Source organism: Parabacteroides faecis (assembly GCF_014647375.1).
Classification (GTDB): Bacteria; Bacteroidota; Bacteroidia; order Bacteroidales; family Tannerellaceae; genus Parabacteroides; species Parabacteroides faecis.
The window spans coordinates 159,957-174,498 of sequence record NZ_BMPB01000004.1 but is presented as its reverse complement, the minus strand read 5'-3'; the positions used below and the strand labels follow the sequence as shown (position 1 = coordinate 174,498).

General features: G+C 42.0%; 8 protein-coding genes. 3 read left to right on the top strand and 5 right to left on the bottom strand.

Going from position 1 to position 14,542, the window contains the following annotated elements:
- Positions 1 to 43: 43 nt before the first annotated feature.
- The 3 genes from IEY67_RS06815 to IEY67_RS06805 all read left to right on the top strand — a co-directional run bounded on the left by IEY67_RS06815 (position 44) and on the right by IEY67_RS06805 (position 6,237).
- A complete protein-coding gene (locus IEY67_RS06815; protein ID WP_183668871.1) occupies positions 44 to 568 on the top strand; it encodes an NUDIX domain-containing protein in 525 nt (174 codons plus the stop codon).
- Between the two features lie 619 nt (positions 569 to 1,187).
- Positions 1,188 to 4,595, top strand: coding sequence for a SusC/RagA family TonB-linked outer membrane protein (locus IEY67_RS06810; RefSeq protein WP_122373507.1), 3,408 nt, complete (start codon positions 1,188 to 1,190; stop codon positions 4,593 to 4,595).
- A 34-nt stretch (positions 4,596 to 4,629) separates the two neighbouring features.
- A complete protein-coding gene (locus tag IEY67_RS06805; protein ID WP_122354878.1) occupies positions 4,630 to 6,237 on the top strand; it encodes a SusD/RagB family nutrient-binding outer membrane lipoprotein in 1,608 nt (535 codons plus the stop codon).
- Between the two features lie 103 nt (positions 6,238 to 6,340).
- Here the strand turns inward: IEY67_RS06805 and IEY67_RS06800 are convergent, their stop codons facing one another.
- The 5 genes from IEY67_RS06800 to IEY67_RS06780 all read right to left on the bottom strand — a co-directional run bounded on the left by IEY67_RS06800 (position 6,341) and on the right by IEY67_RS06780 (position 14,483).
- The gene (locus tag IEY67_RS06800; RefSeq protein WP_183668869.1) at positions 6,341 to 7,747 is read right to left on the bottom strand and encodes an alpha-L-fucosidase; all 1,407 of its coding nucleotides are present in this window, start codon (positions 7,745 to 7,747) and stop codon (positions 6,341 to 6,343) included.
- An 86-nt stretch (positions 7,748 to 7,833) separates the two neighbouring features.
- Positions 7,834 to 9,324: a RagB/SusD family nutrient uptake outer membrane protein gene (locus IEY67_RS06795; protein WP_122373509.1), complete on the bottom strand. Its 1,491-nt coding sequence runs from the start codon at positions 9,322 to 9,324 to the stop codon at positions 7,834 to 7,836.
- 21 nt (positions 9,325 to 9,345) lie between these two features.
- Complete coding sequence (locus tag IEY67_RS06790) at positions 9,346 to 12,621, bottom strand: TonB-dependent receptor (RefSeq protein ID WP_221267761.1); 3,276 nt, start codon at positions 12,619 to 12,621, stop codon at positions 9,346 to 9,348.
- A gap of 289 nt (positions 12,622 to 12,910) precedes the next feature.
- Complete coding sequence (locus IEY67_RS06785; RefSeq protein ID WP_183668865.1) at positions 12,911 to 13,852, bottom strand: FecR family protein; 942 nt, start codon at positions 13,850 to 13,852, stop codon at positions 12,911 to 12,913.
- 43 nt (positions 13,853 to 13,895) lie between these two features.
- Positions 13,896 to 14,483 carry an RNA polymerase sigma-70 factor gene (locus IEY67_RS06780; protein WP_122373910.1) on the bottom strand — a complete coding sequence of 196 codons (588 nt, stop codon included), beginning with the start codon at positions 14,481 to 14,483 and terminating at the stop codon, positions 13,896 to 13,898.
- Positions 14,484 to 14,542 lie beyond the last annotated feature (59 nt).

Here is a 14,542-nt window from a genome sequence, read left to right as displayed (position 1 = left end):
GCCGCCCTTATTCATTTATATACATTATATATCAGTTTATTCTATGAGTCATCCTTTACATCAGTTCGTTTATTGCCCCCAGTGTGGTGCTAAAACTTTCGTCGAACGTAATGAGAAAGCTAAACAATGCACGACATGCGGCTTCGTTTATTATTTCAATCCTTCATCGGCCGTTGCCTGTTTTATCCGCAACGCGGCAGGAGAAATCTTATTGGTGCGTCGTGCCAAAGATCCGGCCAAAGGAACACTCGATTTACCGGGAGGTTTTGTCGATATGCATGAATCGGCTGAAGAAGCGGCACATCGTGAAGTGAAGGAAGAGACAGGATTGGATATTACCGAATGTCGTTATCTGTTTTCTATTCCTAATCTATATATGTATAGCGGCTTTGAGGTACACACAGTGGATATGTTTTTTGAATGTTATGTGGAAAACTTCGATGGCGTCCATGCAGAAGATGATGCAGGCGAAGCCGTTATCCTGAAAAAGGAAGAGTTAAATGCAGATGATTTCGGCCTCATGTCGATAAAGAAAGGGATCGAAATCTATAGAAAAAACTATCGCTAGCCGGTAAACATGAGTTTATTACAATTAGGAGCGGGATAAAAGTCCGCTCTTTTGTTTTTAATACAATTACGACTCGCACCCGACAAAATAGATTAATATATAGTAAAAAATAAATAAAAATAAGGATATACGGTAGAAATGTCAACTTAGTTCTGAAAGAACTCAATACTTAATACTCGCTACAAATGTATAGCTTTTTTATTTCATATTGTTATTTTACGTCAATTTTAATCATATAATACATCGTTTTTAACATTGTCGATAAAAATAAGAAAATTAATTCAAGTCAATCCAGTAGCAAATTACATCTTATGAATTTATTCATATTGTATATTTCAAGCATAATATGACATAGCCGATTCAAAGAAATTTCCTCAATACTATTTTACACAATATTTATTAACCAGACACTTTAAGCTATTCCGAGCCATAAACCATGACTCTTATCTGATTTATAGTTTCTTATCTTTTTTAAAAAGAAGCAAAAACCATATTTATCAAAGCCCACAAACATTACAATAGACAAAGTTCTTTCAGAACTAAGATCAAAGATCGATAAACGTCAAAATCTAAAGAACCTTTACTAACACTAGTATTATCATCAATAACATCATTTATTATGTTGAAACACTTCAAACAAGTCAGCTTACTCCTTGCCGCAGGAGCTATGGCACTACCAGCCAGCGTATACGCTGATTTAGCGCCAGAGAAGCTAGAAACCGCCATTTCCCAACAAAACGGAAAAGTGACGGGTGTTGTAGAAGATGATTTCGGCCCTGTTGCCGGAGCATCAGTTGTTATTAAAGGAACCACCAATGGTAATATTACCGACATGGATGGTAACTTCATCTTGGAAGGAGTCAAAAACGGAGACGTTATCCAGATTTCCTTTATCGGATATGCGACCCAGGAAATCGCTTACACAGGTCAAGCCTCTTTGAATATTAAATTAGTTGAAGACACCCAAAAACTGGACGAAGTAGTTGTAACAGCTATGGGTATCAAGAAAGATGCAAAAAAACTGGGTTACGCTGTAAGTACAATTGAGGCAGGAGAACTCGTAAAAACCGGTACTCCTGATTTCGCCACTTCATTGTATGGTAAAGCGTCCGGTGTACGTATCAATGCAGCTCCCGGTGGAGGTACATCGTCTGTATCTATCTCTGTCCGCGGCTTATCATCTATTTCCGGTTCTACACAGCCGTTAATCGTAATGGATGGTGTTCCCATTCACAACGGGGATGCCAACAATAAAGACTACTGGAGCCAACAGCGTGTCGAATCAAATGGTTTAGTAGACATCAACCCTGCCGATATTGAAAATATCTCTATCCTGAAAGGTGCAGCAGCTTCTGCTTTGTATGGTTCTGAGGCCGCTAATGGAGTTGTTATGATTACAACTAAAAGCGGTAAAGGAGCTTCCGGCTTAGGAGTAGATTTCAGTGCAAACGTTAGTTTTGACAAAGTAGCCTATATGCCCAATATTCAGAAAGAATTCGGACCGGGTTATGACAACTCTCTGCTTGACACAAGAGGTAATGATTTTGAAAAGGCTACCGGTTTCCAAAACACGCGTACTGACAGAAACGGCAACCCGGTTACCAGCTTACGTAATACATATTATTCATGGGGACCCAAGTACGACAATACCTCCCAATTATATAACTGGGATGGAACAATACGAACTTATTCCCCCATCGATCATAACCAATGGAACGATCTTTTCCAGACAGGTATCAATCAAACATATAACCTCGCTGTTACAAACGGTACGGAAAAAGGCAATATGCGTTTTTCTTATACCTATACAGATGTTACACCGACTCAGTTAAACTCTCATAACAACAAACACAATTTCTCATTAACAGGTTCTCAGAATATCCTGAAAGGAATAAAACTTGATTATTCTGCTAATTATATGCGTCAATACGTAAAGAACCGTACCTATCGTATCGACCAGTTGATGAGTAGTTATAACGGTATGTTTACCGGCTATGACGATATCGCATCTTTGAAAAACAGGATCGTAACCAGCCAGGGCTACATGAACAGAGCATACACCTCTGAATATGCTGCTACATTCCTGGATGAAGCATGGGAATATGACCCATCTTTCAGTTACATAGGCGACCGTTATTTATGGAACATCTACGGCAAGGAACAATACGAAAACAACAATCGTTTTATTGCCAGTGTTTCTCCCAGTTGGGAAATCATACCTGGATTGACCGCCCGGGGACGTTTGTCTACCGACTTAACATTTGACGAAGAAGAGAATAAGAACCACACAGAATATCCGAATGCATTGGCAACGGCAGGTAACTATACAGGTAGTTATTCTCTGAAAAACGACAAGTATGAAATTTACTACGGTGATATCATGTTGATGTTTGACCGTACATTCGCAGAGAAGTACAATATTACAGCCAACGTCGGCTGGTCAGGCCGCCAGGAACGTCAGATGATGACCTCTGTCACTACCCGTGGTGGATTAAGCGTGGAAAACTGGTTCCATTTGAATGCTTCCGCTTTATCTCCCGCTACCCCCAGTATGACAAAAATGTCATTGCTGAAAACAGCATATTTCGCTACCGCTTCGTTTGGTTACGATAGTTGGGCTTATCTGGAAGGAACTATACGTCAGGAAAAAACATCCACCTTGGCTCCAGGCAACAACTCTTTCTTCTATCCTTCTGTCAATGGTAGTGTAATCTATACTTCATTATTGAAAGATAAGAACCCAAGTTGGTATGACTATGGTAAAATTCGTGTAAGCTACGGTATCGTAGGTAATGCTCCAATTGTCTATAAAGCAACAACCGGATATAAACAAGATGCTGCAGACAGCTATATTTATAATCAGATTTCATTAAGCGAACTGGGAAACAACGAGTTACAGCCGGAAAAGAAATACGAATTCGAACTGGGATGGGAAAACAAGTTTCTACAAAACCGCTTAGGATTTGAATTGTCTTTCTATCATAACAAAATAAAAGACCAAATTCTGAATACCTCAACAGCTGCTTCTTCGGGAGGTACTTCCATCTGGATGAACGTGGGTGAGTTGAAGAACCAAGGTTTGGAAATGTCTATTTACGGTACGCCGATCCAGACTAAAGACTGGACCTGGGATATCCGCGCCAACTGGGCCTGGAACCGTAATAAGGTCGTGAAGTTAACAGATGGCGTTGACAGACTTGAACATACAACCATCGACAACGGAGCAGCTGTACTGGAATCACATGTCGGAGAAGCAATGGGCGACTGGTATGTATATAAAACTGTAACAGATGAAAACGGCAATAAAATTGTTGATGAAAACGGTTTATACAAAGTTGATTACACACAACGCGTAAAAGCAGGCAATGCCATGCCGAAACTGGTCGGCGGTCTGAGTACATCTGTCAGCTACAAGAACTGGTATCTGGATGCTTCTATCGACTTCCGTATTGGTGGTGACGTAATGAACAAGCCCTATCAATACATGTCTGAAATCGGAACATTGGAACATACACTGCAAGGTCGTGACGCCTCTCATGGCGGTTTGAGCTGGTATGCCGATGGCAACGTATTATCCGATCCTTCCATACGCCACCTGACAGACCAGGCAGCCGGTTCTACCGTAAACGGCTGTACAGTATATGACAATGGTGTAATCCTACCCGGTGTAAAAGAGGACGGAACTCCGAACGATATCATCGCGACAGCAGGTGAAACATTTTACAACCAATACGGCTGGGGATACTCAGGTAATGTCACCTACGAAAACGCTATCCAGGAAAACACCTATTTCAAACTGCGCGAATTAAGCATAGGTTACAGCCTGCCGAAAGAACTGGTTGCCAAATTTGGTTGTAAAAATCTAATGGTTTCTGTTTACGGACGTAACTTATTCTACTTCTACAAGAGTTTGAAAGAAATGGATCCGGAATCAACGGATGGTACAAACTGGGTGAACCAATCTTATATCAGCGGATCTACAGCAACAACCCGCTCCTTTGGTTTCTCACTACGTGCTAGTTTTTAATTGATTGTAAAGAAATATATAAAGAATGCAGAAAATGAAACAAATATATTCACTTGTATTGGGATGTGCGGCACTATTATCCACCTTCTCATGCAGCGACGATAAATTTTCGGATCAATATCAAAATCCGGAACAGGCACAGTCTGTGACATGTCCTGGGGTAATGGTAGGACTTTGGCAGGCTTGTAATACCTGGATGAATCCAGTATATTACAGATATTATGTATCTTCGACTACTTCCGGCCGCTTTTCCGGGGTAATCGGACACACCAACGACAAAGGTCGTTTCACCGGTGCGGGAACAACTTATTTCAACGAAAGATGGAAAAATTTCTATACAACACTTGCCCAATACAGGTTACTGGAACAGACTTACAATAATCTGACAGATAAAGAAAAAGAAGATAACGAAATTTTCCTTCATTTGGGACGCACTGTTCTGGAAGAACAACTATATGAAGTATTGTCTTTATGGGGAAGCCTGCCTTTCTCGGAAGCCGGATACCTATGGAGTACCGGGGATATTGTTTCGTCCAAACCTAAATACGATTCTGAAACGGAACTGTATAGCATGATCTTAAAAGATCTGGATGAAACAAATACATACCTGAACAATCATCCGTCATTAAGCTCTTCTGCAGCCACCTACATGACAGCAGAAGACTATGTAAACAAAGGAGATGTATCCATGTGGCAGAGATATGTCAATTCTCTGCGTCTTCGCGTCGCCACTCATTTGGCTTCAAACGGTGACCTGACATCAGAAGCACGCAGTGCTATCCAAACCATGCTTAGTAATCCTTCCACTTACCCGATGGTAGACACGAATGCAGAAAACACAACGGTAGCACAAAGCGATGATGCTTTCAATTTCGATAAAGATCTGCAAGACGCTATTGAAAACTCGACATATAACCGTATGTCCGGTTTCATGCAACGGGCATTAAATGCAAATACCGATAATCCGGATCCACGTCTGGAAGTATTATATGACGCAAACTGGGATAACCAGTATATCGGTCTGGACCCTACGGAAAGCGCAGCAGATCAGGAAGCAAATATGGCTATCAGTACACATGGTACAGCTAAATATTATGCTGCGTTGGATACCTCAACTTTCACACGTAACCCGGGTTTCCCAGGTATCTGGATGACAGCTGCCGAAGTAGCCTTTATGAAAGCGGAAGCCTATGCCAACAACTGGGCCAGCGGTGATGCCAAAGCGGCTTATATAGACGGTGTTAAATTATCTACTGAGTTTTATTTCAACCTGAATTCAACCGGTACATACCGTACAGCACTGCCGGCACCAGATGACGCTACAGTCGAAGCCTATGCTGAATCACAGTGGGATGCTAGTAATCCGTTAAAATCAATCCTGACACAACGATGGATTCATCACGGAGCTATTCAGGAACTGGAAGCCTGGAATGTTGTACGCCGTACAGGATATCCGGAACTCTATTTCAAGAGAGATCCTCAGACTGCAGATACCCCACTTCCTCTGAACCGCCTGGAATATACTTCTGACGAAAAAGATTACAATCAGGAAAGTTTGAATGCATTCCTGAATGGTAAAGAAGACTCCTGGTACACAACGCTATTCTGGATGAAGAGTGATTGGTATAAAGTCATTGAATAATTTTGACAAACAAAAATATCTCCACATAAATTATAAACATAATTGATGGTAAATGTGGAACCTGAAACCGCCCCGAAGTGATTCGCGGCGGTTTTATTTATTCTTAACGTTGTTCATCATACACCCCGAACTCCGCAATTGAAGCCTGTCCGTCGGTGCTGTCGATCTCTATTTTTATTTTGTTTCCCCAGAGACGGTCGAAACGATGTACTTTCACTTTGTCAGACTTATCGCCTGAACAAATTTCTTTCCAGACACCATCCGTTTCATATAATAAACGATAACTCTTTATACTTTCCTGCAGGTCGGTTATCGTTATCATATTGAATGAATGACATTTGTCCAGATCGATTTCCAACCAGGGTTTTGCCACCTGTTTATTGGATCTCCAACTTGTTGTAAAATCATTGTCATTGGCAAAATCCATAATCCACATATCATCACTCCAACTGGAATTGGCAGGTTTATGCTTTGCTATATTTGTTGCAGTTATCGGGGCATCATACGCCGGTAATTCCGGAACCGCAGTATTGTCTTTCCAGATAGCCCCAATCTTCTTCAATCCTTCTACAGCATTCGGATCAATCAACCCATCCCGGTTAGGAGCCACATTCAGTATGAAATTACAATAAGCCTGGTTGAACGGTTCCAGATTCTCTTTTACGATCACTGTCGGATCTTTCACCGGCGAGGTTGGAAACTCTTCTTTCCAAAACCAGTTTTTATTGATAGGCAGACAGGAGAGAGCCGGCAACTGATTGGATTCTTTTGAAATATGCTGCCCGGCATTCTGTTCGTACGATTTAATATCGGTATAGAACAAAGCTTCTTTCGGATATTTGGCCGCATTCAAATCCATGACCAGACAATCAGGCTGAAGCCGTTTGATCAGCCGGTAAATTTCCTGAAAAGGAACATCTTCATAGGATATCCTTGACCAGGGAGCATCCCAACCGTCTATAATGATTGCGGTTATTTCACCATAGTTGGTTAGAAGTTCCGTCAACTGTGCTTTCACCATGTTGATATGTGCTTTCGTGATAAAACCGGGACGTAATTTATGATGCGTGTCCAGGATAGAATAATAAAGCATGGTTTTAAGTCCCCGCTTCCGGAAGGCCTCCACATATTCTTTTACCACATCCCGTTTGAGCGGACCGTTCATGACGTTATAACCGGTTGTTTTCGTATCCCATATACAAAAACCACTATGATGCTTGGTTGTCAGACAGCCATAGCGCATCCTGGCCGCTTTAGCTGCTTCAGCCCACTGATTACAATCCAGCTTCACCGGATTAAAGATAGCCGGACTGGCATCGGGATCAGCCCAATCGTCACTCATAAAAGTCGGAATATTGAAATGAATGAACATCCCGAATTTCAGATCGACAAATTGCTGTTGCAAAGTCCTCAGATCCGGGGTTCCTTCTGCTGGTTGTGCCTTCAATCCCTGTATTGCCAGGCTACATAAAAAGGCGAGACATAAAAGAATAGATACATTTTTTCTCATAACTGTTCCTTATTAAAATATTTGCCGGTTCCTCCGAAAAGTCAACCGGCAAATATACCTTTTTTTCTACTTAAATAACCGTTCTTTTAATAACCGTCATTCTGTTTCAGGTTCTTATTGTTCTTGATCTCGTTCGTCGGAATCGGGAACAGTAATTCCCGTTCACTCAATGTCGGGCCATACGTGAACTTATGACCAACATAATTATCGAATTTACTGGTTGTCAGGTTCAAAGCCTTACGGGTACGTGCCATATCGAACCAGATCTTATTCTCGAAAGCCAGTTCATGGTAACGTTCTTTCCAAACCGCATAACGGAAATCTTCCTGCGACAATCCGCTCAGACCTTTCAGGTTCGCACGTTGTCTGATCTGGTTGACACAAGCATAAGCAGTAGCCGAAGGCCCACCTTCAGCTTCATTCTGGGCTTCCGCATACATCAACAGTACATCGGCATAACGAAGCAACGGATAATTGAGACTACTCTTAGCCGTATTCAAATGGGCATCCATATCGAAGAACTTATAAATATAATAGCCGCCGAATTTCACCATTTCTTCACGGTTGGCATTCGATGTGAACTGAGTATAATAAAACTCGCCTTCTTCGGTACGCTTATCTCCCTCTTCATAAGTACTGATAAATTCATCCAGTGCATATACAGAGCCTGTTTCCGTCGAATAATAAGAAACGTCCATATTGTAAGGTAAAAGTAAGCTTTGGAACGGATTCTCTACAATACCGGACTGATATTGTATCATGAACAGATGTTCCCCTTTATTTTCCATTTCAATATTATGCAGGTCGCTGTAAGAAGAAAAGAGTTTATAACTGCCATTGTCGATCACCTCCTTTGCTTTTGACGCAGCCAGCGCATAATATTCCCTCCCTTTTTCCATCGGATATCCCGCCATTGTCAGATAAACACTCGCCAGCAAAGATTTCACTGTAGCCTTCGTCACACGTCCGGTTTCATCCGTCCAGCCCAGATCAGATTCTTCCGCCTGTTTCAGGTCCGAAAGAATCGAGTTATACACTTCTTCCGTAGAAGCCTGTTGCGGATACAGTTCGGGAGAGGAAGCATCCACGGGCACCAATACCAACGGAATAGATCCGAACAAGCGTACCAGGTTGAAATAATTATAGGCACGAAGGAAATAGGCTTCGCCCAAACATTTACTTTTGGTCGATTTATCCATCTCGATTCCCGGTATATAAGTGATTGCCAGGTTGGCGTTAGCAATGGCACGGTATGCATAGTTCCACCAACTCTTACTGTACTCGTTGTCCGAGTTATTCACTACCAGACGGATATTATTGATGTTGACATTCTGGCTTACTTTCGTTCCAGCCAGTCCTGTCAGGAAATCGGTCATAAAATAGGGGTTTCCACCATAGTCACCGTTTGCCGAATACCGCAGATCTGCATAGATAGAATTAACCACACTGCGCGCATGCTCCGCCGTCTTAAAATAGTTTTGCTGAGTAAAGTTAGACGGATTCGATTCGTCCAGAAAGTCAGTACAACTACAACCGAGCACCAGTGATAATATCAATAAAGCATATTTTGTCTTCATATTTAATAATCGTATTAAAAGTTAAAAACTAACATTCAGACCAATTGTGAACGTACGCGGTTTCGGATAACCGAATACGGTGATACCTTGAGCAAACGTCTGTGTCGCATCCGACACTTCCGGGTCATAACCATTATATTTGGTGATCAGGAAGAAGTTCTGAACACTACCGTATACTCTCAGATACTTGATCGAGATCTTCTTTGTCAATTCAGACGGAAAAGTATATCCCAACACCAGGTTCTTACCACGCAGGAAGGAGCCGTCTTCCACGAAATGAGAATCGATGTTCGTCGTATATCCCGCTCCGGTCGGTCTGATCTGTGCGATCATTGTATTCTGGTTTTCAGGAGTCCATGCATCCAGAACGGTCTTATAACTATTTGCTATACCGGTACGGTCTTCTGCCGAGTGTTTGGAAATATCCAGTACATCATTACCGAACATATACTGTAGGTCGACAACCAGGTCGAAGTTTTTATAACGGAATGAGTTGGAAAATGTTCCGTAACCGTCAGGAATACCTTTACCGATAATCAGACGGTCCATATCATTGATCTGTCCGTCGTTGTTACGGTCCCAAAGTTTCAGGTCACCCGGACGCAGGTTATATTTGGCAGCTTCCTCCGCTTCGTCTGTACCCCAGGTTCCCAAACGTTTGTAGCCGTAGAAAGAGCCGACAGGTTCACCTACACGGATGATGTTATTGCTTGAAGACAAAATATCCGGTCCCGGATAAATATCATCATCCCCTTCGCTCAATGCCAGCACCTTGTTCTTATTGAACGAGATATTGAATGTCGTTTCCCATGAAAAATTCTCATTGGTAATATTTACCGTATTGATAGAAAACTCAAAACCTTTATTGCTCATACTTCCGACATTCTTCGTAATTGAAGTGAAACCGCTGGAAGCAGGTACCGGAGCACTCAGCAACATGTCTGTCGTTTTCTTATAATATACATCCATTTCCAGGTTTACGCGATTGTTGAACAGACCGATATCCAATCCTGCATTTATCTGGGAAGTCTTTTCCCATTTCAGATCGGGATTTGCTAAAGAAGAAACACCGATACCGGATGCTTTCGAACTGCCGAAAACAGTTGTATAATTACCCAAACTGCCCTGCGAAGCATAAGCACCGGTTTCCGAGTTACCTGTCAAGCCGTAGCTGGCTCTCAGCTTCAGGTTGGAGATGGCAGTAGCCGGTTTCATAAAGTTCTCTTCCGAGATACGCCATGCAGCACCAACAGACGGGAAGAATGCATATCTGTTTGACTGTCCGAATTTAGACGATCCGTCCAAACGCGCTGTTGCCGTCAATAAATATTTGCTTTTATAACCATAATTGACACGGGCAAAATAAGAATTCAGACCATACGCATTGGCACTCGATGCTGCTGTAGGAGAAGTTCCGATCCCCAGGTTGTTATACTGGAAGAAATCATCTTCGAAACCTGTAGCCGATGCTGTGGACGAAGAGTTATCCACATGCTGCCAAGATAAACCAACCATACCGGTAAACGAATGTGCCCGGGCAAAATCTTTATGATAAGTCACATAATTTTCAAACTGCCAGGAGTTATTTCGGTTATTATCGATGGATGCACTACCGTTCGGTGAAGAGATCCAGATCAGCTGACGGCCTCCATAATAATTCGATTTCTGATTGATGATATTGGCACCTAATACGGAACGGAATTCCAGACCCGGAAGTATAGTGATATTTGCATATACGTTTCCTAACATAGTCTGTGTTTCCAATGTATAGTTACGGTCTTTAGCAACCTGAACAGGACTGTTACCGCCTTCCATTCCCGGATAATCGTTGTTTCCGGCAAAAGTTCCATCCTCGTAACGGACAGGCAGAAAAGGTAATGCCTCCACGATCTGACGACCAACAGTGATACCACCGTCGCCCACTGAATCGGTCTGGCGTTCTTTCTGGTAAGCATAACTCAGGCTACCTCCCACTTTCAACCATTTAGTCAGTTCGCTATCCATAAAGAAACGTGCGGAATAACGTTTCAGGTAAGATTCGATGATCAAACCATCCTCGCCTCTGAATCCGACAGACAAGCCATAGCTATCGCCGCCTTTCGTATTGGAGACTGATATCTGGTGTGTCTGAGAGAAAGCATTACGGATAGTTTCATCCTGCCAGTCTGTATCATACAATGGTTGGCCATTAGAATCGAACAACCGTGAGTCTGTTCTTTTCAGTTTCGGATCTTTATAGTTTCCGTTCTGCCATCCTTCAGGATCGAACTTTTGGGCATTCGCATAGGCCAGATCTTCCAGTTGCAGAAACTCGGCAGCATTCAGTACATCCAGTTTCTTCGGAAGAACACCTATACCGAAGTCGGTATCATAACGAATGGTCGTTCCCATCCCTTCACCTTTTTTCGTAGTGACCAGGATAACGCCATTCGCACCACGGGCACCGTAGATAGCTGTTGCCGACGCGTCTTTCAGGACTTCCACCGACTTGATATCGTTCGGGTTCAGATAGTCGATCGGAGATGTCCCGTTGGTCAATGTACTTACATTCAGGATCACACCATCCACCACATAAAGAGGGTCGTTCGTTACACTGATAGAAGAGTTACCACGAATACGGATGGAAGCACGTCCGCCCGGACGTCCAGAGTTTGTGGAGATATTCACACCGGAAACACGTCCCGACAAAGCTTGTCCGAAAGAAGTCACTGTCCGCTGTGCCAATGCTTCTTCCTTCACAGAACCGGAAGCACCGGTCAAGTCACTTTTCTTCATTGTACCGTAACCCACAATCACGACTTCATCCAGATTCTGAGTATCTTCATGTAAAATAATCTTCAGGATCGATTTATTCTTTGTGCTGACTTCCTGCGATAAATAGCCGATATAAGAAACCTCCAGTACAGCATTATCCGGCACTTCAAAAGAGAATTTTCCATCTACATCTGTTATATTTCCGGTCGTCGTTCCTTTCACCAGCACATTGGCACCAATAACCGGCTCGCCATTATCATCTACGACAACCCCGGAAATCTGGCGCCTCAACTGCTGCAATATTTCCTGTTTATTTTCTTTGGAGGACAAAACAATATGATTCCCCTGGATCATATACTCAATATTCGTATCACGGAACAGTTCATCTAATACCTGGGCAACTTGTTTCTCCTTTACATTAACAGAAACTTTTCGATTCACATCTATCTGATTGTTATACACAAACAGATACTCTGTCTGTTTCTCTATTTCAGAGAAAATTTTGTTTAACTGCGTGCTTGATTTACTTATGCTTACCCGCATATTTTGTGAATGGGAAGTAGAGGCAAACGAACAAAAGATACAGACCAATAACAAGAATGTAGTTATTCGCATAATTCTAAAGAGTTGTTTAAGGTCGGGACTTTTTAGGCAATAATGTCCCTGTAAAGTATTTTTTTTCATACATTTGTGTGTTTCAAAATAATACAATTTAATTAATTGTGATTGAGATTCCTGCCGGTTGATGCGTCACCATCAACCGGCATTTTCGTTAACAAAAATATTTCTTACTATACCATAGGCTATCAGATTTAAAAGGTTATTATTTCATTCAATTAATATACACCACATGATTTTCGCGGTCGCGTTGATAGGTAAAGTGGATATTTTTCTGCAGCAGACTGAGCGCATAATCAATACCATCTGTTTGCTTAAATTTTCCTGTGTACAAATATTTTGTAACCTTCTGGTTATTCACAACGATCTTCAATCCATAGAATTTTTCAAAGTCTTCCATAACCAGTCTAAACGGTTCATCCTGGAAACAGATCAATCCTTCTTTCCAGCGGTATCTTTCGTAATTATCTATTTTCTGTGTCAACAATTTCCCATTCGAACGATACACTTTATTATTGGGTTTTAGCGAAACTGTTTCCGAAGGATCAGTATGCATGGAAACCTTGACGCTTCCTTCCATCAGTACCGTTTCAAATTTATCCCGGCTGGAATAGGCATCCACATTGAATTTCGTGCCTAATACTTCCACACTGCAATCTTTTGTGTTGACGATAAAAGGCCGTTTCTTATCTTTCGCCACTTCAAAATAAGCTTCTCCATCCAGTTTGATCTTACGTTCATGCTTGTTGAAGGAGACCGGATATTGTATAGTTGTCTGTGCATTCAGCCAGATACTACTGCCATCAGGTAAAGTGAGATTGACACATTGACCGGCAGGAACAGCGATGGTCTGCATAGGAACCGGTCCATCATCGTCTCTATCCTGCGCAAAATACCCCAATCCGAAAGCGATGGCGATCATTGCCGCTATCCGCAGAAACTTCATGACCCCGGAACGCATCCAATGTTGTTTTTTATTTGCTGCAGCCAAAACATTACCCGGTTCACTGTTCAACAGCACCGCATTATACCACTTCCTTTCTTTCAGAAAAACAGCTTTATTATTCGGAGAGACTTCCATCCACCTCATAATACATTCTTTTTCTTCCAGCGTAGCAGTTCCTGCAAAAAACTTATATAACAATTCTTTCTCCATATTTCTATCTTCTGTATATATAGAAATCGGAAGAAGCAAGTGCCTAGTTTAAAAAAGTTAAAAATTTCAGATTATAAAATAAAAAAGGAAGGATCGTATAATAGTCTTTCAAATTAACACGAAGGACAGACAAGGCTTTAGCAATGTGGTACTCTACTCCTTTCGGAGTCATATCCAATTCGTCGGCTATCTCTTTACGGGTTTTATTCTCGAAGCGGCTCATCAGGAAAACGCGCCGCGTCTGCTCTGGTAATTGTTGTAAAGTACGATTCACTATTGCTTTTATTTCCGCTGTGAAAAGTTCTGTTGGTTCGCAGACTTCCAAAGACGAGATTTGCAGGTTCAATTCCCATTCGGCAACCGCACGGAGTCTTTGAGATATATCTTCATGCAGTTGTTTTCGTTTCAGGTGATTCAGACATTTATGCTTGATCAAAGTCAGTATATAGGCAGGAACATTGGAATCAGGCAACAGCATTTCCCGCATTTCCCAATAGTCCATAAAAGCCTCCATCGTGAAATCTTCCGCCACGGAAAACTCCTGCACATAGGAATTTGCAAAGCTAATAAAACGGCTTTTATAACTTTCCAACAACCGGCTCAATTCTTTTATGTCTTCTGATCCACTCATCTTTTGCTGTATGAAGAGAGCGTAAATATAAGACATTTTTACACGAAACCATGACCGGT

Bases quoted from the DNA above. Each gene is read 5' to 3' on its own strand.
- IEY67_RS06800 (WP_183668869.1), bottom strand. From the start codon at position 7,747: ATGAGAAAAAATGTATCTATTCTTTTATGTCTCGCCTTTTTATGTAGC.
- IEY67_RS06785 (WP_183668865.1), bottom strand. From the start codon at position 13,852: ATGGAGAAAGAATTGTTATATAAGTTTTTTGCAGGAACTGCTACGCTG.
- IEY67_RS06815 (WP_183668871.1), top strand. From the start codon at position 44: ATGAGTCATCCTTTACATCAGTTCGTTTATTGCCCCCAGTGTGGTGCT.
- IEY67_RS06810 (WP_122373507.1), top strand. From the start codon at position 1,188: ATGTTGAAACACTTCAAACAAGTCAGCTTACTCCTTGCCGCAGGAGCT.
- IEY67_RS06805 (WP_122354878.1), top strand. From the start codon at position 4,630: ATGAAACAAATATATTCACTTGTATTGGGATGTGCGGCACTATTATCC.
- IEY67_RS06795 (WP_122373509.1), bottom strand. From the start codon at position 9,324: ATGAAGACAAAATATGCTTTATTGATATTATCACTGGTGCTCGGTTGT.
- IEY67_RS06780 (WP_122373910.1), bottom strand. From the start codon at position 14,483: ATGAGTGGATCAGAAGACATAAAAGAATTGAGCCGGTTGTTGGAAAGT.
- IEY67_RS06790 (WP_221267761.1), bottom strand. From the start codon at position 12,621: ATGCGGGTAAGCATAAGTAAATCAAGCACGCAGTTAAACAAAATTTTC.